Genomic DNA, 18987 nt, shown 5'->3' on the forward strand with positions numbered 1-18987 from the left:
GAGCGGGCGCCGCTCACCGCGCCGCTCACCGCGCCATTCACCGTGCCGCGGCCGCCCACTCCCGCAGCGCGGCGGCGCGGATCTTGGTGCCGTTGGTCCCCGAGGTGGTCGGCATCGCCTCGATGACGTGCACCGTCTCCGGGACCTTGAACTTGGCCAGCCCCTCGGCGCACCAGGCCCGCAGCGCAGCCGGGTCCGGCGCGCGGCCCTCCTCGGGCACCACGAAACCGATCGCGACCGTGGCTCCGGAAGTGTCGGGGACGCCGACGACCTTCGCGGTGTGCACGTCCGGGTGCGCGGCCAGCCGCACCTCGATCTCCGCGGGGTCGACGAGGAAGCCGTGCAGCCGCAGGGCGTCGCCCATCCGGCAGACGTAGGCGAACACGCCGTCGTCGACGATCGTGCCCAGGTCGCCGGAGTGGAACCAGCCGTCGCGCGTGAAGGCGCCGGGGACCTCGGCGCCCAGGTACGCGTCGACCACGTTGGGCCCGCGGAACTGCAGCTCGCCCTCGTGCCCGGTGGCGAGCACCTCCTCGGTGACCGGGTCGGCCACCCGTACCTCGATGCCGGGGTGGACGACGCGGCCGCCGCCGACCCAGCGGGCCGGCTCCGGCTCGTCGTGCGGCCAGTGGGCGGTGAGCGCGAACAGCTCCGAGGAGCCGTAGACCCCCGAGGTGAGGGTGCCGAACTCGTCGCGCGCCCACGCGGCCAGCTCGCGGGAGCGGCCCTGGAAGTCCGCGACGCCCCACCAGCGCCAGGCCGAGAGGTCCCGCGGGCGCTCCCGCCACGCCTCCGCCAGCCGCAGCACCAGGTCGTCGCCCCCGACGACGTGTGTGACGCCGAGGGACTCCATGTCGTCGAGCACCGCGTCGGCCGAGAACACCGGCGCGAACACGCAGACCCCGCCGGCGGCCAGCGCGGCCATCGCCGTCTGGTAGCCGAACACCCCGGACAGCGGCAGCGCGCAGAGCACGGGGTCGCCCTCGGCGATCCTGAGCGTCGCGGCGTCGGCAGCCGCGTGGGCCAGTACGCCGGCGGCGGAGTGCGCCGCGAGCTTGGGCATGCCGGTCGAGCCGGAGGTCGTGAACGCCACGGCGAGGTCCGCCGGGTCCGAGGCAGGCACCGTGCCGTCGATCGAGCCGTCGGCCAGGGTGGGCACCCAGGCGCCGCCGCCGGCGTCGGCGACCGCCGGGTCCGGCGCCTCCCGGCCCGGTCCGGCGACGACCGCGACGGGCGGGGCGGGCCCGTCCCCGATCGCCTCCTTCAGCCGGCCGAGCAGGTCGAGCCCGTGGAAGTCGTGCGCCAGGGCGACGAGCTTCGGCCGGGCGCGCTCGAGGACGTGCCGGACCTCCTCGACGTTGTACCGGGTGTTGATCCCGATGACGTGCGCCCCGCGCGCGGCGACCGCGAACTGCCAGGCCAGCGCGTCGCTCCAGTTGGGCATCCACACGGCGACGCAGTCGCCGGCGCCGATCCCGCGGGTGCGCAGCTCCTCGGCCAGCGCACCGGTGCGGCGCCACAGCTCGCCGCGGGTGACCGAGATCCGCTCGCCCGCCGGGCCCTTGTCCACCACGACGACCGGGTCGGACTCCCGCGCGGCGAGCCGGCCGAGCAGGTCGGGGAGGTCCCGCGGCACGGGGCCCGACGCCGGGAGCGGCGAGACGCGGTGCGGGGCGACGAGCGGCTCGCGCTCCACGTCCTGGCCGACCGCCACGTCCGTTCCGTCCGCGACCCCGCTCATGCCGCCACCTCGCTCCCGAGCTCCGCCAGCCACCCCGCGAGGACGCCGTCGAAGCCCTCGATCTCCTCCATCGGATAGTGCCCGATCCCGTCGAGGACCGTGCACCGCGCGCCGGGGATCAGCGCGGCCGCCGCCCGGGTGCCGGCGGCCGGGACCCACAGGTCGTCGGCGCCGACGACCAGGTGCGCCGGGCAGCGCACCCCGCCGAGGCGCTCGCGCAGGTCGTGGGTGGTCCAGCCGATCAGGTCCGAGTTGGAGATCGCCGGGTCCTCGCGCCGGTGCATCGTCGCGATCAGCTCGGCCCGCTCCGCCGGCACCGACCGCCCGACGACGGCGAGCGTCCCCAGGTAGGTCCGGTCCGTCCGGCTCGGCGCGGCGACGTCGGCCAGCTCCCGGCGCAGCCCGCGCTCCGAGGGAGTGCCCCCGGTCCAGGCGTTCGCGGCCATCGCGACGATCCCCGCCAGCCGGCCCGACGCCCGCGCGGCCAGATCCAGCGTGATCTTCCCGCCGATCGAGCAGCCGACGACGTACGGACGCTCCAGCCCGAGGGCCTCGATCAGCTCCAGGCACCAGCCCGCGTAGACACCCAGCTCGGTCACCGGGCCCCCCGGCGCGGGCTCGGAGCGGCCATGGCCGGGCAGGTCCGGCACCACCACCCGGAAACCGCGGGCGGCCAGCGCCGGGGCCACGTGGCGCCACTGCACCCCGCTCTGGCCCGCCGTGTGCAGACACAGCACCGGGGTGCCGGCCGTGTCGTCCCCGCCCGGGCCGTGCTCCTCGACGAACGCCAACGCGCCCGCGATGTCGATGTACCTCATGCGATCCCCCGGGCCGCGTCGACGATCAGGTGCAGGGCCTTCGTCAGGCGCAGGTACTCGTAGCCGTTGCCCCGCATGCCGAACCGGCCGGACATCGCGAAGCGGGTGAACTCGTTGGCCGGCGCCGTGACCAGCTCGGTCCAGGTCAGCTCGTCGGCCTCGACGGTGAAGGTGGGGCCCAGCGCCGCGCGCCCGGCCACCTCGATGACCTTGCCGCGGTACACCCGCAGGCACACCTCGTGCTCGCCCGCGCGCAGCCCGATCGCCCCGTCCCAGGTGGCCAGCGACTCGGCGAACCCCGGCGCGAGCGCCGCGACCAGCGCCTCACCCCAGCCGAGGGTCCCGAACGCGCGGCCCACCGGGTCCGGGCCCGGGCCCGCCGCCGCGACCAGCGCGGAGGTGGTGCCCTCCTGCACGGTGCGGCCCTGCTCGTCGACCAGCCGCATGTGCCGGGTGACCACGCCGGCGTCGCCCTTGCGCGTGCGCCGGCAGCGCACCACCGTCAGCTCCAGGCGCACCGTGTCCCCGACCCGCAGCGGCAGCCGGTAGCTCCAGTGCGTGTCCAGCAGCCCGCGGACCGCCGACCCGTGCAGACCCAGGCCCTGCAGCAGGCCCATCGCCACCGCGATGCCGAACGGCCCCTGCAGGACGCCGTCCGGGCCCGCGTGCAACGGATGGTCGTCACCGGAGAGCCGGGTGAACTCCGCCAGGTCGGTGGCCGTGACGGTCCGGGGCGCGCTGGTGAAGCGCTCCCCGACCGTGAACTCCTCGAACCGGCGGCCGGGCCCGGTCCGGGTGTCGGGTCGCAGGACCTGCTCGGTCGTCACGCGGACCCCCTTCGTGGACGACAGTGTACGGACGGCTACACGAACGAACGTTCTTGCATATTCGACGAAACCACCCGCCTGCACCCGCCGTCAAGCGCCGGTCCTGCACTAGCCTGGGCGACATGAACGATCGTTCCTCGGTGCTCCTGGTCGCCGACACGGGGCGCGGGAACGAGGCCGCGATCCTCAACGCCGCGCTGGCCGCGTTCGGCGCGCAGGGGTTCAACGGGGCCTCGATGCGCGACGTCGCGAAGCGGGCCGGCACCAGCCTGTCGAACCTCTACAACTACTTCCCCTCGAAGTCGCACCTGCTCGCCGAGGTGCTGCGACACGCCAACGCCGAGCTCGAGGCGCGGGTCAGGCGGGCGGTCGCCGACGCGGGCGACGACGCCACCTCGCGGATGCGCGAGGCGGTGCGCGCGTACGTCGGGTTCGTGGTGGACCAGCAGCTCGCGATGCTCGTCTCCACCGCGGAGGTGCGCTACCTGCAGGGCGAGGACCGGGCGCGACTGGTGGCCGACCGCGACCGCACCCAGGCGATCTTCGGCGACATCGTGGAGCAGGGCGTGGCCGGCGGGGAGTTCCGCACCCCGCACGCCGCCGACGCCGCGCGCGCGATCCTGTCCATGGTCAACGCGGTCGCCACCTGGTACCGGCCGGAGGGCCGGCTCTCCCGCGGCCAGCTCGCCGAGCAGCACGCCCGGTACGCGCTCGCGCTGCTCGAGGCCCCGCTGCCGCACGTCTGACACCCCGCCCCTTGTCCACCCGGGACACCGCGGTTACGGTATGAACGATCGTTCGTACCGCCGCCCGCACCCCGCGGGCGACGCAGCCGCACCGTGGCGGAGGTTGCCGACATGTCCCCCGACAAGCTCGACCGGGCGGAGCACACCGCTCCCCCGCGCATGGGAAGGCTCGCCGCGGCCGCGGTCTTCGCCACCACCCTCGAGTGGTTCGACTTCCTGATCTACGCGACGGCCGCCGCGCTCGTGCTCGGCCACCAGTTCTTCCCCTCGGCCAGCCCGGTCGCCGGCACGCTCGCCTCGTTCGCGACCTTCGCCGTCGGCTTCGTCGCGCGACCGCTGGGCGGCATCATCGCCGGGCACGTCGGCGACCGGTTCGGCCGCAAGCCCCCGCTCGTCGTCGCGATGCTGGTCATGGGCCTCGCGACCACGGCGATCGGCGTGCTGCCCGGCTACGCGACCATCGGCGTCTGGGCGCCGGTCCTGCTGGTGGTCGCGCGGCTGGTGCAGGGCCTGGGCGTCGGCGCGCAGTGGGGCGGCGCCGCGCTGCTGCTCACCGAGCACGCACCGATCGAGCGCCGCGGCTTCTACGGCAGCCTCGTGCAGACCGGGGCGATCTTCGGCGCCGTGGCCGGCAACGTCTTCTTCCTCGTCATCACCGCCGTGACCACCCCGGAGCAGTTCGACTCCTTGGGCTGGCGGATCCCCTTCCTGTCCGGCCTGGTGCTGGTCCTCATCGGCATCTACGTGCAGCTGAAGATCGAGGACACGCCGGTGTTCCGCGAGCTGCAGCAGCGTTCCGTCGAGTCGAAGCGGGAGGCCGGGCTGCGCAAGGCGCCGCTGGTCCAGGCGGTGCGCCGGTACTGGAAGGAGATCCTCCAGGCCGCGGGTGCGTTCTTCGTGGTCAACGCGACCTTCTACATCCTCATCAGCGGCATGCTCGACTACGCGACCAAGACCGTCGGCATGTCCCGCACCTCCATCCTGTGGTGCGTGATGGGCGCCGGCCTGACCCAGGTCGTCACGATGCCCTTCTTCGGCGGGCTCACCGACCGCATGGGCACCCGCAAGAAGCTGTACCTGACCGGCACCGTGCTGATGGCATTGTTCGCCTTCCCGATGTTCTGGATGGTGAACACCGGCTCCGTGCCGCTGGTCTTCCTGGCGCTGCTGATCGGCTTCACGATCCACGCCACGATGTACGGCCCGCAGGCCACGTTGTACGCCGAGATGTTCCCGGCCGACGTCCGGTACTCCGGTGCCTCGCTCGGCTACCAGTTCGCGTCCGTGTTCGCGGGCGGGCTCGCGCCGTTCATCATGGCGGCGCTGCTGGCCGCGACAGGGGCCTCGTGGTCGGTGTCGCTCTACATCGTCGCCGGCGCGGCGATCACCTTCATCGCCGTCGTGACGATCAAGGAGCGGTTCCGCCGGGACCTCTACGAGACGTCCGACGCCCCGGTGGCCGTCCACGCCTCCTGACTCGCACGAACGGCGCTCCCACCTGGTGGGGGCGCCGTTCGCGTGCGGGCGGTCAGCGGCCTGTCTGCTCGCTGCTCGGCAGCTCGTCGGGGTCGGCGAACGCCTTGCCCAGGTCCCGGCTGAGCTCCATCGCCCGGCGCGCCCAGTCCGGGGTCGCACGGGCCAGGCCGCCGGCCGGCGTCGGGACGGCCAGCTCGGCGAGCCGGACCCGGTCGAACCCGAGCCGGTCGGCCAGATCGAAGGCCCGCCGCGCCAGGGTCGCGGTCTCCAGCGGCTCGCCGGGGTCGCGGACCGGGACGAGTCCCAGGAAGAGCGGCAGGCCGGCGTCCCACACCTCGCCGACGGCGTCGAGCGCCGCGGGCAGGGCGGTGTCGCCGGAGATCGACGGCCGGGTGGCGTCGATGCCGAGGGCAGCGGCGCCGACCTCGCGCAGTACCCGCAGCGGGGGGCGGTCGCCCGGGACCCGCACCGTGACGGGCACCCGCAGCGCGGAGATCATGTCGCGCAGAGTGTCCTGCACGTCCGGCTCCGGCACCGCGCGCACCGTGCCGTAACCCGACGCGGTGGGCAGCGCGCCGGCGAGCACCGCGGCGAGACGCGGCTCGTCGAGCTGCACCACGACGTGGGCGCCCGTCCGCTCCGCCACCTCCGCGACGTGCGCGCGCAGCCCCTCGGTGAGGCTCACGGCGAACTCCCGCACGGCCCCGTGGTCGGTGAGCACCCGGTGCCCGCTCGCCAGCTCGACCGACGCCGCGAGCGTCCACGGGCCCACGACCTGCACCTTCACCCACTCCGGCCGGGTCCGGACGCAGGCCTCGTCGAGGGCGTCGAGATCGGCGCGCAGCAGGTCGACGGCGCGGCGGTGGTCCTTGCCCGGGCGCGCGGTGACCCGCCAGGCCGTGGGCACGACCTCCACCGCCAGGTCGACGAGCAGGCCCGCGGCCCGGCCGACCGGATCCGCGCCGACACCCCGGGCCGGCAGCTCCGGCAGGTGCGGCAGCAGCGGGAACTCCCCCGCGACGGTCTCGGCGGTCTCGCGCGGGTCGGTGCCGGGCAGCGAGCCGACGCCGGTCGCCGCGCCCGGGGGCCAGCGCTCGGTCGGGCCCTCCTCCTCGGGTTCCTCCGGGGCCGCGCTGACCTGGATGCGCGGCTCGGGGGCGACCGTCTCCCCCGGCCTGACGTCGCCGAGGCCGGCCGCGGCGAGGGCGGCGGCCAACGGGTCGTCGTCGGGTTCGGACTTCTCCTCGCCCAGGCCGGCGGCGGCGAGGAGGGCGGCCAGCGGGTCGTCGGGCGTGCTCACGGGTCGAGTCTCACACTGCGTCTCCCACCGCGGCCGGCGGGGTGCCGCGCCGGGCCCGCTGTGTGAGGCGTCGTGCGGACTCTCTGCAGAGCGGTGCGACGCGGTGCGGGAACTGCGTACCGGTCGGGGTCCTCAGCCCCTGCCCGGCAGCCCGCCGCGCGCCCATGCTCGACCTCGCGTGGGCGGCGCCGCCTCAGGGTTGGGGGACCTCATGGGCACACGGACGGGCATCCGGACGACGCGGCTGCTGGGCGCGGCGACGGCGGTCGCGGCGCTGGTCGGCGGGGCGGTCGCGTGTGCGGCCCCGGCCCCCGCCGCGGGTGCCGCGGAGGCGGCCCCCGCGCCCGTCGACGCGACCTGCGCGACCCTGGTGAAGGTCGACGCCGTCCCCCCTCCCGCCGGTGATCCCTCGACACCGGACCCGGCCGCGGTGCGGGAGTGGGCGGGCCGCATCCTGCCGCTGCTCGACTCCGCGGTCGCGACGGCACCCGCGGACGTGCGGCCCTCCCTGACCGCCCTGCAGGGCGTGCTGAAGTCGGCGGCGACGACCGGCACCGCGGCCCCGACGGACGCCCCGGTCGTCGCGCAGAGCGTGAACCAGTACGAGGCCTGGGCCTACGACCACTGCGGCTACTCGCGGGTGGAGGTCACGGCCACGGAGTTCCGGCTCGACGGCGTCCCCGCGACGCTGCACCCGGGCCCGGCGGCGTTCCGGCTGACGAACCGGTCGACGGCCAACCTGTACCACGGGCTGCTGATCGTGCGACCGAAGGACCAGGCCATGACCGTCGCGCAGGTCGTCGCGACGACGCCGGAGCTGCTGGCGCAGCAGGTGGACGTGGTCCCCGGCGCGACGACCGCGGCACCCGGCCAGCAGGGCGGGATGCTGGTCGACCTGCCCGCGGGGCGCTACATCGTGCTCTGCCCGCTGGGCAGCGGCGACGGGCCACCGCACCTCATGCGCGGCATGGTCGCCGAGGTGTCGGTGGCCTGAACCGGCGTCACGCGGTCGCGGTGATGGTGGCCGAGCCGAGCACGACGTCGCCCGCCGGGTCCTCGCGGTAGAACGCGACGGCCTGGCCGGGCGCGACCCCGCGGAGCGGCGCGGCGAGCGCGACGCGCACGCCGTCCTCGGGCCCGTCGAGCGGCGTGACCTCGGCGGGGGCGGTGCCCCCGTGCGCGCGGACCTGGACGGTGCACGCGAAGGGGCCGTCGGGCGCGGTGCCCGAGCACCAGACGGGGCGCCGGGCCTCGATGCTCCGGACGTCGAGCGCCACCCCGGGGCCGACCGTCACGGTGCCGCTGACCGGCTCGATGCCGAGCACGTACCGGGGCCGCCCGTCGGCGGCCGGCCGGTCGACGCCGAGGCCCTTGCGCTGGCCCACGGTGAAGCCGTGCACACCGGCGTGGGCGCCGAGGACCTCCCCGGTCACCGCGTCGACGATCTCGCCGGGCCGCGCGCCGAGGCGCTCGCGCAGGAAGCCGCGGGTGTCGCCGTCGGGGATGAAGCAGATGTCGTGGCTGTCCGGCTTGGCCGCGGTGCGCAGCCCGAGCCGCGCGGCCTCCTCCCGGATCGCGGGCTTGCCGGTGTCGCCGACCGGGAACATCGCGTGCGCGAGCTGGTCGGCGCGCAGCACGGCGAGCACGTAGGACTGGTCCTTGCCCGCGTCGGTCGCCCGACGCAGGACACCCCCGTCGAGGCGGGCGTAGTGGCCGGTGCACACGGCGTCGAAGCCCAGCGCGAGCGCCCGGTCCAGCACGGCCGCGAACTTGATCTTCTCGTTGCAGCGCAGGCACGGGTTGGGCGTCTCGCCCGCGGCGTAGCTCGCCACGAAGTCCTCGACGACGTCCTCGGCGAACTCCTCCGACAGGTCCCAGACGTAGTACGGGATCCCGAGCACGTCGGCGACGCGGGCGGCGTCGGCGGCGTCCTCGCGCGAGCAGCAGCCGCGGGAGCCGGAGCGCAGCGCGTCGCGCGTGCGGGAGAGCGCCAGGTGGACGCCGACGATCTCGTGCCCGGCCGCGACGGCCCGCGCCGCGGCGACCGAGGAGTCGACGCCACCGGAGAGTGCCGCCAGAACTCTCATCGACACAGAACCCTCATCGACACAGCATCCTCATGAACCCGGAACCCTCATGCGCTGCCGGCGGTCTCCCGCCGGCGCGTGGCGCCCGCGCTGGCCCGGCGGGCCCGCTCGACGACCTGGCCGATGACGTCGACGACCGCGGCGACGTCGGCCTCGGTGGTGGTGTGGCCCATGGAGAACCGCAGCGACCCGCGGGCCACCGCCTCGCTCGCGCCCATGGCCAGCAGCACGTGGCTGGGCTGGGCCACCCCGGAGGTGCACGCCGAGCCGGTGGAGCACTCGATGCCGTGCGCGTCGAGCAGCATGAGCAGGCTGTCGCCCTCGCAGCCGGGGAAGCTGAGGTGCGCGTTGCCCGGCAGGCGCGAGGGGCCGCCGTCGATCACCGCCGTGCCCGGGTCGCCGTTGAGCGTGGCGTCGGGGACGATCGCGCGGATCCTGCTCACCAGCTCGTCCCGCAGCCCGGTGAGCACGGCGGCGCGGCGCGGGGCGTCGGCGACCGCCTTCTGCACCGCGGTGGCCAGGCCGAGGACGGCGGGGGTGTCGAGCGTGCCGGAGCGGACGTCGCGCTCCTGGCCGCCGCCGTGCAGCAGCGGCACCATCCCGACCTCGCGGCCGAGCAGCAGCGCGCCGGCGCCGTAGGGACCGCCGAGCTTGTGTCCGGTGAGGGTCAGCGCGTCGACCCCGCTGGCGGCGAAGTCGATGGGCAGGATCCCGACGGCCTGCACCGCGTCCGTGTGCATCGGGACGCCGTGCCCGTGCGCGACGGCAGCGAGCTCGCGGATCGGGTTGACCGTGCCGACCTCGTTGTTCGCCCACATCACCGAGACCAGCGCGGTGGCGTCGGGGGCCTCCTCGATCGCGGCGCGCAGCACCTCGGGCCGCACGCGGCCGCCGGCGTCGACGGGCAGGAGGACCAGCTCGGCGCCCTCGTGCTCGACGAGCCACTCCGCCGACTCGAGCACGGCGTGGTGCTCGATGGCCGAGACCAGCACCCGGGTCCGGCGGGGATCCGCGGCGCGCCGGGCCCAGAAGAGGCCCTTGATCGCGAGGTTGTCGCTCTCGGTGCCGCCGGTGGTGAACACGACCTCCGACGGCCGGGCGCCGACCGCCCCCGCGATGCCCTCGCGGGACTCCTCGACCTCGCGCCGGGCCCGCCGGCCCGCGGAGTGCAGCGACGACGCGTTCCCGGTGCGGGCCATCGCCTCCGCCATCACGGCGACGGCCTCGGGCACCATCGGGGTGGTGGCCGCGTGGTCCAGGTACGTCACGGCCGGGACCCCGCTCGGCGTCGGGCTCCCGTGGCGGGCGCGGTCTCCTGGTCGCTCATCGCCGTTCAGGGTAGACGCCGGACCGCGGTCCGGCCCTCCCGCGGGTGGGTTCTACGCGGCCGCGACCGCGCGTTCGGCCCGGGCGGCGAGGGTGCGGCGGTCCCCCTCGGGCGGCAGCACGGGCAGCAGGGTGAGCGTGCAGTCCAGGCGTTCCAGCCGCAGGACCCGCAGCAGCGAGGCCCAGAGGGTCTCGTCGCCCACGAAGGCACCGGCGGTGGTGGGCCGTCCGTCGGGCAGCGTGAGGTCGATGCGGACGGGCCGGACCGGGCGGCCGGCGTCGAGCGCGGCCTGGAACGGGGCCCGCCGGAACGGGCCCGACGCCGAGCCGCACCAGGTCGTGCCCTCGGGGAAGACGCCGACAACGGCGCCGCCGCGCAGGGCTCCGGCCGTGCCCGCGACGACGGCGGGGAGCCCGCGCAGGCCGGCCCGGTCGACGAACAGGGCTCCGGTGCGGCGGGCGATCGGGCCGATCAACGGCCAGTCGGCCACCTCGCGCTTCGCGATCATCCGGACCGGGGCGACCGCGCCGAGCGCCACGACGTCGATCCACGACAGGTGGTTGGCGACGACGAGCACCCCGCCCTCTCCGTAGCTGGTGCCGCAGACCCGAAGGCGGACGCCGGCGGCGCGCAGCACGGCCCGGAACAGCCGTGGGTTCGGGCCGGCGAGGAGGACCGGCAGGGCGACGAGCAGGAGGGCGACCAGCGCGGTGAGCCGGCGCGCGACGCGGAGGGCGGCCCTCGGATCGGCACGGCGACCGGCGGCGGGGAGGCAGTCGAGGCCGCAGGGCGAGCAGGGTGCCCAGGCCGGTCGGTCCGCGGCGGGCGGAAGGCCGGGGTGGGTGGGGGGAAGGGTGCGGAGGGCGGCGGGCGGGAGGCTGGCCCCGCCGGCCGGGAGGTGCTCCGGGAACCGGGGCGTCGCGCGCCGGAGGCGCAGCGCTGTGGTCAGCGAGTCCGCGAGCGGCGTGGTGCGGCGCGCGGGCTGCTCGCGCACTGGTAGGCGCGCGGTCCGGTCGCTCATTGCTCGCCCGGGTAGGCGCGCGGTCCGCTCGGTCACTGTTCGCCCAGGAAGAAGCGGAGGTAGCGCTGGTCGGCGTGCTCGAGGCCGAGGAGGACGAGGAAGTCGGCGCAGCCGAAGGCCGGGTCGTGGGCCGGCTCCCCGCAGACCCAGGCGCCCAGCCGCAGGTAGCCGCGCAGCAGCGGCGGCAGTGCCGTCCGGCGGTGCCGGGTGGCGGCCGCGGCGTCCCACGGCTGGTGCGGCGTCACGCGGTACTCGGCCGGCGAGAGGTGCGAGGCGAAGGCGGTGTCGCGGACCCCGGCGGCCAGCGCCCCGCCGTCGGCGAGCGGGACGCTCGCGCAGCCGGTCAGCCAGCGGTTGCCGGTGAGCAGCATGTACCGGGCGATCCCGGCCCACACCAACCCGACGACGCCCCCCGCGCGATGGTCCGGGTGCACGCAGGAGCGCCCGGTCTCGACCAGCTCCGACCGGATGGGGTCGAGGGCGGTGAGATCGAACTCTCCGTCGGAGTACAGGCCCCCCGCGGCACGCGCCCGGCGCGGCGGCAGCATCCGGTAGGTCCCGACGACCTCGCCGGTCGCGTCCTCCCGCACCACGAGGTGGTCGCAGAGCTCGTCGAACCGGTCGGCGTCGAGGCCGGGACGCAGGCTGTCGAGCCGCGCGCCGAGCTCCCCGGCGAACACCCGGTGGCGGAGCCGCTGGGCGGCCTCGACGTCCGCGGAGTCTGTGGTCAGCAGCAGCGAGTAGCGCGTGGCCGCCGCCTCGGGCGTCCGGACCAGAACCTGGGATGAGGTCACGGGTGCTTGGTATCGGCCGGGTCCGAACACGCACGCCACCGGCGGCGTCTCGCGCGTGAAGGCCCGGTGAACCTCGGCGCGCCGCCACTCCGACGGGTGAGCCGGCTGGGCGACGGCGACCATGATCGGGGTTCACGAGTGGGAAGGGGTGGTGCGGGCCGCCGAGACCGCACCGAGCCGCCGATCTTGAGGTGGCAAGAGCTGGTGCAGCGGCGCTCGGCTGCAACGGCGGCGGTCGAACAGGAGGTCGGCGCAGCAACTGGAGGCGGCACGACAAGCTCGACCCGGCCTGATGATCGCCGTTCGGGTGCGGCGGTGGCACTGCCCAGCACCCTCAGCGCACCGAGCCGCCGGTCTTGGGCGAGACCTGGTGCAGCGACGTTCGGCTGCCTCAAGCGGCGATTGACAAGCCGGCGGCGCAGAACTCGGAGACGCTACGACGAGCCCGGCCCGCCTCATGATCGTCGTTCGAGTGCGGCAGGGGCGGCGCGAGGCGCCTTGACCGCACCGTGTCGCCGATCTTGGGCCAAGCCCTCCAGCTGAGTTCGGCCGAAACGCGGCGGCCCCGCCCCCGGGAGTGAGGGGGACGGGGCCGCACGCAACCCTGCGCAGGTCAGCTCTTGCGCTTGGTGACTTCCTCCTGCAGCTGGGGCGCGACCTTGAACAGGTCGCCCACCACGCCGAAGTCGGCGATCTCGAAGATCGGGGCCTCGGGGTCCTTGTTGACCGCGATGATCGTCTTCGAGGTCTGCATGCCCGCCCGGTGCTGGATCGCACCGGAGATGCCCAGCGCGATGTAGAGCTGCGGCGACACGGTCTTGCCGGTCTGCCCGACCTGGAACTGGTGCGGGTAGAACCCCGAGTCCACCGCCGCCCGCGAGGCGCCCACGGCGGCGCCGAGCGAGTCGGCCAGACCCTCGACCACGGAGAACTGCTCCGCCGACCCGACACCACGACCACCGGAGACGATGACCGAGGCCTCGGTCAGCTCCGGGCGGTCGCCGCCGGTGACCGGCTCCCGCGACTGCACCGTCGCCGACCGACCGGACGCGGCCGGGACCTCGACACTCTCCTCGGCCCCGGCGCCGTCGGCCGCCTCGACCTCGACCGAGCCCGGGCGCAGCGTGATCACCGGGTGCGCGGTGTTGGCCTTGGCCTCGGCGATGAACGCCCCACCGAACACCGAGTGCGTCGCCCCCGCCCCACCATCGACAGCGGACACCCCGACGACGTCGCCGAGCAGCGCCGAGTTCGTCCGCACCGCCAGGCGCCCGGCGATCTCCTTGCCGTCGGCGGACACGCCGATCAGCACCGCGGCCGGGTCCTTGGACTCGACCAGCGAGGCCAGCACCGACACCTGCGGGGTCAGGAAGTCCGACGAGTCGGTCTCCGCCACGTAGATCTTCGCCGCGCCGTGGGCCTTGAGCCCCTCGGACAGCTTGCCGCCCGACCCGGCCGGGCCGACGACGACCGCGGACGGCTCGCCCAGCGCGCGGGCGGCGGTCAGCAGCTCGAACGTGCTCTTCTTGATCTCCCCGTCGAGATGGTCGACGAGGACCAGAACCTCAGCCATGTTCCTCTATCTCCTCAGATCGCTACGGGTGGTCTCAGATGAGCTTCTGGCCGACCAGGAACGCGGCGATCTTCTGGCCGCCGTCGCCCTCGTCCTCGACCTTCTCGCCGCCGGACTTCGGGGGCTTGGGCTGCGAGGAGGTCACCGTGGACAGCGCGGTGGCCAGCCCGACCTCGGAGGCGTCGATCCCCGCATCCGCGAGCGTGAGCGTGGTGACCGGCTTCTTCTTCGCCGCCATGATCCCCTTGAACGAGGGGTAGCGCGGCTCGTTGATCTTCTCGTTCACCGAGACCACGGCCGGCAGCTCGGCGCTCAGCACCGTGACGCCGTCGTCGGTCTCCCGCCGCACGGTGACCGTCGAGCCCTCCACGGTCAGCTCACGCCCGTGGGTCAGCGCGGGCAGCCCGAGCACGTCGGCGATCATCGCCGGGACCGCGCCGGTGCGGCCGTCCGAGGCCTCGTTGCCGGCGAGGATCAGGTCGACCTCGCCCAGGGTGCCGATCACCTTGGCCAGCGCCCTGGTGGTCTGCACCGCGCACGAGCCGTGCAGCGCCTCGTCCGACAGGTGCACCGCCTTGTCCGCACCCATCGACAGCGCCTTGCGGATCGCGTCCGTGGCCCGGTCCGGGCCCATGGCCACGACGGTCACCTCGGACCCGTCGTTGGCCTCCTTGAGCTGCAGCGCGGACTCCACCGCACGCTCGTCGATCTCGTCCAGCACCGCGTCCGTGGCGTCCCGGTCCAGGGTGTGGTCGCCCGAGGACAGTTTCCGCTCGGAGTAGGTGTCCGGCACCTGCTTGACCAGCACGACGATGTTCATCGGACCTCTTCGACCTCCTGCCGGTTGCGCGGCGGCCGCCCCGCTCCTGCGAGGGGGCGCCGCGGCTACTCGCCTGCCAAACCTGCGTGCGAACCTAGCGTCGATCCCGGCGGGCTGCGCCGTCGCGACGCGGGCGGGTGACGCCGGGTTCTCCGGGTCCCGTCCGCGGCCGGCGCGACACCGCCCGGACCACCGGTCCGCCGGCCCCGCGCCGCCCGCCGGACCCCGTGGATCGGGGCCCGCAGGGGCCGCGGCATGCCGTCTGACCTGGGCCCGATTGTTACCGTGCGGTATCCGAACAGCAAACGGCGCCCGGGGTGAGCCTGCTCACCAGACCCCTCACCAGCAGCGGCTCGACGCCCTCGGAGTGACATTCCCCGCGTCGGGGCACGGGGTTCGACGGCCCCGTCCGGAGGCCCACCGGCCCTAGGATCCCCGTGCCGGCCGGCTCCCGCGCCGGCGGACGGGGGTGCGCGCGTGCTGGTGACGGGCTTCGACGACCGCACGGGTCAGGGGTACGTCGTGCGGACGGGCTCCGACCTGGCCGCGGGTGACCGCGAGGCGGGCACCCGCGAGGTCACGCACGAGGGCGTGACCGTCCTGCTGACCGACGGCCTCGCCCTGCTCCTCGACGACGCGCTGGCCCACCGTCCCGTCACCCGGCTCGGGTGGGGCGGGCCCGAGGTTCCCCTCACACTCGACGACCACACGTTGCTGGCCTGGCTGAACGAGTGCGTCGGCGGCATCGTCACCGTGTCCGGCGACCCCGGCCCCGATCCCCGGACCGCCTGACCCGGGTCAGCGGCGGGCGACGAGGGCGGCCAGGTCGATCTCTGCGGAGAAGGGCTCGTCGAGCCGCAGGACACCGCCGGGCGGAGCCGCTGCCACCTGCTCGTACCGGCCGGAAGCCAGCGCGAACACCGCAGCCGACGGCGCTGCGCCCAGTTCGACGCGCAGGTACGACGGGATGCCCGCCGCGGCGTAGAGCTGCGGCTTGAGCGCCCGATGCGCGACGACCGCTCCCGGGCTCAGGATCTCGACGACGAGCGCGACGAGTGCGGCGTCGGCAATCGCCACGTCCAGGCCGGGCTCGGTCACGACCACGAGGTCGGGGATCAGGATGCGTCCCGACCCGACCCGCACGTTCACCGTCTCGAACACTTCGACCTGGCGCGGCGCCGCCTCGTCGAGCACCCGCCACAGCCGCGAGGCCACGCGCTGGTGCCCGTAGCCCGCGAACGGGCTCACGAGCAGCTCCCCGTCGAGCAGCTCGATGCGCCGGTCCTCCGGGAGCGCGAGGAAGTCCTCCTCCGTCCACGGGCCGGTGTGGTCGAGGATCCCGGCGAGCTCGGGGGTGGCCATGGCGCGTCCTCCTCGGGATGCGTGGAACTCATGCTCGCACGGTCGCGGCCCGCCCCGACAGTTCCGCGCGCCGCCGCCGGGTTGTCCACAGGGCCCGGCGGCGGTGTGGCGCGACCCGCATGGTTTCGTCGTGGGGCCCGTCCGTCCCGACCGCCGGAGGCCTCGTGAGCACCTCCTCCCTCCCGTTGACCGGCGAGCGGACCGTGCCCGGGATCCCGGAGGAGAACTACTGGTTCCGCCGGCACGAGGCGGTGTACGCCGCGCTCGCGGCGCAGTGCGGCGGCGCGACCGTGCTGGAGGCGGGCTGCGGCGAGGGCTACGGCGCGGATCTGCTCGCGGGCGTCGCCGACCGCGTCCTGGGACTGGACCACGACGCGCTCACCGCGGCGCACGTCGCGCGGCGCTACCCGCGCGTCGGGGTCGCGCGGGCCAACCTCGTCGCCCTGCCCGCCCCGGACTCCCGGTTCGACGCGGTGGTGTCGCTGCAGGTCGTCGAGCACCTGTGGGATCAGGGCCGGTTCCTGCGGGAGTGCCTGCGCGTGCTGCGGCCGGGCGGCCGGGCGATGGTGTCCACACCGAACCGGCTCACCTTCTCCCCCGGCCGCGACACCCCGCTCAACCCCTTCCACACCCGCGAGCTCGCCCCCGGCGAGCTCGCCGACCTGGTGCGCGAGGCCGGGTTCACCGACGTCGAGGTGTTCGGCCTGCACCACGGGCCGCGGCTGCGGGCGCTCGACCTGCGGCACGGCGGCTCGCTCGTCGACGCCCAGGTGGCCGTCGCGCTCGCCGGCGGCGCCTGGCCCGCGGACCTGCTCGCGGACGTCGGGTCGGTGACCGTCGACGACTTCCTCCTCACCCCGGACGACCTCGACGCGAGCCTCGACCTGCTGGTGACGGCGAGCCGCCCGTGAGGGGCACCTTCTGCCTGGTCCTGCACAGCCACCTGCCCTGGGTCGCGCACCACGGCCGGTGGCCGGTCGGCGAGGAGTGGCTCTACCAGGCGTGGGCGCAGGCCTACCTCCCGCTGGCCGACGTGCTGCGCCGGCTCGCCGCGGAGGGCCGCCGCGACCTGCTGACCCTCGGCGTCACGCCCGTGCTGGCCGCGCAGCTCGACGACCCGCACTGCCTGCGGGGCGTGCACACCTGGCTGGCGACCTGGCAGCTGCGGGCGCACGAGGCGGCCGGTCGGCTGCCGGAGCTGGCCGGCTACGAGCACCGCCGCGCGGCCGCCGCGCTCGCCGAGTTCGAGACGCACTGGCGCCACGGCGGCTCGCCCGTGTTCCGGTCCCTCGAGGGCGCCGTCGAGCTGCTGGGCGGGCCGGCCACCCATCCCTTCGGCCCGCTGCTCGACCCGCGGGTCCGTGAGTTCGCGCTCGAGGTGGGCCTGTCCGACGCCCGGTGGCGCACCGGCGCGCTGCCGGCCGGGATCTGGGCGCCCGAGTGCGGCTTCGCGCCCGGGATGGAGCAGGAGTACGCCGCGGCGGGCGTGACCCACTTCCTCGTCGACGGGCCCGCGCTGCACGGCGACACCGCGTTCGCCCGGCCCGTCGGCGGCACCGTCCCGGTCGGCGGCACCGTCCCGGTCGGCGGCACCGTCCCGGTCGACGGCGTTGTCCCCGGCGACGGGACTGTCCACTGTGTCGGCCGCGACCTCGAGGTGACCTACCGCGTCTGGTCGCCGCGCAAGGGCTATCCCGGGCACCGCAGCTACCGCGACTTCCACACCTACGACCACGCGTCCGGCCTCAAACCCGCCCGGGTCACGGGCCCCGACGTGCCGCCGCACGAGAAGGCGCCCTACTCCCCCGCCCGCGCGGCCGCCCAGGTGGAGCGCGACGCCGTGGACTTCGTCGACGTCGTCGGCGCTCGGCTCGACGCCCTGCGGGAGAAGCACGGCCGGCCCGCCCTGACGGTCGCCGCCTTCGACACCGAGCTGTTCGGGCACTGGTGGCACGAGGGCCCGGCGTGGCTGGAGGCCGTGCTGCGGGCGCTGCCGGAAGCCGGCGTGCGGGTGACCACGCTGCGCGGCGCGCTGGCCGATCCGGGCCTCATCGGCGAACCGGTGGAGCTGCCCCCCTCGTCGTGGGGATCGGGCAAGGACTGGCGGGTGTGGGCCGGCGAGGCCGTCACCGATCTCGTCGAGCTCCACGGGCGCGTGCAGGACGCGGTGCTCACGGCCGTCGGGAAGGGGCGGTCCCCCGCCCGCGACCCGCTGCTCGACGCGCTCGCCGAGCAGGCCCTGCTCGCCCTGTCCAGCGACTGGGCCTTCATGGTCACCACCGGCTCGACGGTCGGCTACGCCCGCGAGCGCGCCCACCGCCACGCCGACCGCGTGTTCGCCCTGGCCCGCCTGCTCGACGAGGGCCGCCGCGAGGAGGCCGGCGCGCTCGTCCGCGGCTGGGAGCAGGGGCCCTTCGGGCACGTCGACGCCCGCCGGCTGCGGGTCTGAGCAGGTCCGGATTCAGCCCGACGCCCGCGGGTCCGGCTGCAGCGCCTCGTCGCGCAGGTCCGCGAAGGAGCCCGCCAGGTAGGTCGAGTACGAGGTGTCCGCGCTGTACCCGCCCTGCTCGTACCCGCCGGTCAGCCCGACGACCTCCGGTCCGGCCGCGCCCGCGCGCAGCCAGGGGCCACCGCTGGTCCCGTCCTCCAGCCCCGGGGCGGGCAGGACCAGCTGCGTCGGCGAGAACTGCTGCGTGACGCCGGAGCGGACCGTCGGGCCGGCGTCCTCGTCGGGGTAGCCGAGCGCGCGGACCGGGTCACCCGCGCCCGGGTCGAAGGCGATCGGGAAGCCGCCGGTCGTGTCCTCGATCGGCCCCGCGCCGTCGGCGGGCTCGACGGTCAGGAAGGCGACGTCGAAGTCCGGATCCGCGTCGGCGAGGAAGTGCGGGTCGACGGCGGCGCCCGTCACGGTCCACACGCCGTGGGGCCGGACGCCGTCGTGGTAGCCGGGGACGAACGACATCCCGGTGCGCGGTGGTGTCCCGTCGCCGGTGGCCACGCAGTGCGCCGCGGTGAGCACGAGGTCGCCCGCGGGGCTGTCGACCACCGAGCCGCTGCAGTAGTGGTCGCCGAGGGCGGACGCGGGCCCCCCGAAC

At 75.3% G+C, this 18987-nt stretch carries 18 protein-coding genes; 6 read left to right on the top strand and 12 right to left on the bottom strand.

The annotated features are described in order from the left end of the window. Positions 1 to 37 precede the first annotated feature (37 nt). Genes LWC33_RS26225 through LWC33_RS35675 form a run of 3 tightly spaced genes read right to left on the bottom strand, consistent with a single transcriptional unit; the run spans position 38 to position 3386 of the window. A complete protein-coding gene (locus LWC33_RS26225; protein ID WP_233307344.1) occupies positions 38 to 1741 on the bottom strand; it encodes an AMP-binding protein in 1704 nt (567 codons plus the stop codon). Then, complete coding sequence (locus LWC33_RS26230; RefSeq protein WP_233307345.1) at positions 1738 to 2559, bottom strand: alpha/beta fold hydrolase; 822 nt, start codon at positions 2557 to 2559, stop codon at positions 1738 to 1740. The genes LWC33_RS26225 and LWC33_RS26230 overlap by 4 nt, the downstream gene beginning before the upstream one ends. Beyond that, entirely contained in the window at positions 2556 to 3386 is an 831-nt protein-coding gene (locus LWC33_RS35675) for a MaoC/PaaZ C-terminal domain-containing protein (protein WP_308191009.1), read from the bottom strand. The genes LWC33_RS26230 and LWC33_RS35675 overlap by 4 nt, the downstream gene beginning before the upstream one ends. A gap of 122 nt (positions 3387 to 3508) precedes the next feature. Here LWC33_RS35675 and LWC33_RS26245 point away from each other — a divergent pair, with 122 nt between their 5' ends. Both LWC33_RS26245 and LWC33_RS26250 read left to right on the top strand, forming a co-directional pair. Further along, a complete protein-coding gene (locus LWC33_RS26245; protein WP_233307347.1) occupies positions 3509 to 4132 on the top strand; it encodes a TetR/AcrR family transcriptional regulator in 624 nt (207 codons plus the stop codon). 111 nt (positions 4133 to 4243) lie between these two features. Continuing rightward, complete coding sequence (locus LWC33_RS26250) at positions 4244 to 5608, top strand: MFS transporter (protein WP_233307348.1); 1365 nt, start codon at positions 4244 to 4246, stop codon at positions 5606 to 5608. Positions 5609 to 5660: 52 nt separating this feature from the next. On the opposite strand, the gene LWC33_RS26255 is transcribed toward LWC33_RS26250, so the two are convergent. Continuing rightward, positions 5661 to 6908: a uroporphyrinogen decarboxylase/cobalamine-independent methonine synthase family protein gene (locus tag LWC33_RS26255; RefSeq protein ID WP_372476694.1), complete on the bottom strand. Its 1248-nt coding sequence runs from the start codon at positions 6906 to 6908 to the stop codon at positions 5661 to 5663. A 211-nt stretch (positions 6909 to 7119) separates the two neighbouring features. Here LWC33_RS26255 and LWC33_RS26260 point away from each other — a divergent pair, with 211 nt between their 5' ends. Next, positions 7120 to 7902 (top strand): Rpn family recombination-promoting nuclease/putative transposase, encoded by a 783-nt coding sequence (locus LWC33_RS26260; RefSeq protein WP_233307349.1) that lies wholly within the window; start codon positions 7120 to 7122, stop codon positions 7900 to 7902. A gap of 7 nt (positions 7903 to 7909) precedes the next feature. On the opposite strand, the gene mnmA is transcribed toward LWC33_RS26260, so the two are convergent. The 6 genes from mnmA to LWC33_RS26290 form a co-directional block, all read right to left on the bottom strand. Then, the gene (mnmA, locus tag LWC33_RS26265; RefSeq protein ID WP_233307350.1) at positions 7910 to 8995 is read right to left on the bottom strand and encodes a tRNA 2-thiouridine(34) synthase MnmA; all 1086 of its coding nucleotides are present in this window, start codon (positions 8993 to 8995) and stop codon (positions 7910 to 7912) included. Between the two features lie 47 nt (positions 8996 to 9042). Then, positions 9043 to 10254: a cysteine desulfurase family protein gene (locus LWC33_RS26270; protein ID WP_255692994.1), complete on the bottom strand. Its 1212-nt coding sequence runs from the start codon at positions 10252 to 10254 to the stop codon at positions 9043 to 9045. A gap of 120 nt (positions 10255 to 10374) precedes the next feature. After that, on the bottom strand, positions 10375 to 11343 hold the full coding sequence (locus LWC33_RS26275; RefSeq protein ID WP_233307352.1) for a lysophospholipid acyltransferase family protein: 969 nt from the start codon (positions 11341 to 11343) through the stop codon (positions 10375 to 10377). A 32-nt stretch (positions 11344 to 11375) separates the two neighbouring features. Next, on the bottom strand, positions 11376 to 12137 hold the full coding sequence (locus LWC33_RS26280) for a GNAT family N-acetyltransferase (protein ID WP_233307353.1): 762 nt from the start codon (positions 12135 to 12137) through the stop codon (positions 11376 to 11378). A gap of 613 nt (positions 12138 to 12750) precedes the next feature. Beyond that, complete coding sequence (locus LWC33_RS26285; RefSeq protein ID WP_233307354.1) at positions 12751 to 13710, bottom strand: electron transfer flavoprotein subunit alpha/FixB family protein; 960 nt, start codon at positions 13708 to 13710, stop codon at positions 12751 to 12753. A gap of 34 nt (positions 13711 to 13744) precedes the next feature. Continuing rightward, complete coding sequence (locus LWC33_RS26290) at positions 13745 to 14530, bottom strand: electron transfer flavoprotein subunit beta/FixA family protein (protein ID WP_233307355.1); 786 nt, start codon at positions 14528 to 14530, stop codon at positions 13745 to 13747. Between the two features lie 477 nt (positions 14531 to 15007). Between LWC33_RS26290 and LWC33_RS26295 the strand changes: the two genes are divergently transcribed. Further along, on the top strand, positions 15008 to 15322 hold the full coding sequence (locus LWC33_RS26295) for a hypothetical protein (RefSeq protein ID WP_233307356.1): 315 nt from the start codon (positions 15008 to 15010) through the stop codon (positions 15320 to 15322). A 6-nt stretch (positions 15323 to 15328) separates the two neighbouring features. Here the strand turns inward: LWC33_RS26295 and LWC33_RS26300 are convergent, their stop codons facing one another. Continuing rightward, positions 15329 to 15892, bottom strand: a complete 564-nt coding sequence (locus LWC33_RS26300; RefSeq protein WP_233307357.1) for a Uma2 family endonuclease — start codon at positions 15890 to 15892, stop codon at positions 15329 to 15331. Between the two features lie 119 nt (positions 15893 to 16011). On the opposite strand from LWC33_RS26300, the gene LWC33_RS26305 reads away from it, so the two are divergent. Together LWC33_RS26305 and LWC33_RS26310 are read left to right on the top strand one after the other, a co-directional pair. Beyond that, the gene (locus LWC33_RS26305; RefSeq protein WP_233307358.1) at positions 16012 to 16803 is read left to right on the top strand and encodes a class I SAM-dependent methyltransferase; all 792 of its coding nucleotides are present in this window, start codon (positions 16012 to 16014) and stop codon (positions 16801 to 16803) included. Continuing rightward, complete coding sequence (locus LWC33_RS26310) at positions 16800 to 18341, top strand: 1,4-alpha-glucan branching protein domain-containing protein (protein ID WP_233307359.1); 1542 nt, start codon at positions 16800 to 16802, stop codon at positions 18339 to 18341. The genes LWC33_RS26305 and LWC33_RS26310 overlap by 4 nt, the downstream gene beginning before the upstream one ends. Before the next feature lie 12 nt (positions 18342 to 18353). Here the strand turns inward: LWC33_RS26310 and LWC33_RS26315 are convergent. Continuing rightward, the coding region (locus tag LWC33_RS26315) for a trypsin-like serine peptidase (protein WP_233307360.1) at positions 18354 to 18987 on the bottom strand (634 nt) is incomplete at its 5' end.

The organism is Pseudonocardia terrae, from assembly GCF_021343995.1.
Taxonomy (GTDB): Bacteria; Actinomycetota; Actinomycetes; order Mycobacteriales; family Pseudonocardiaceae; genus Pseudonocardia; species Pseudonocardia terrae.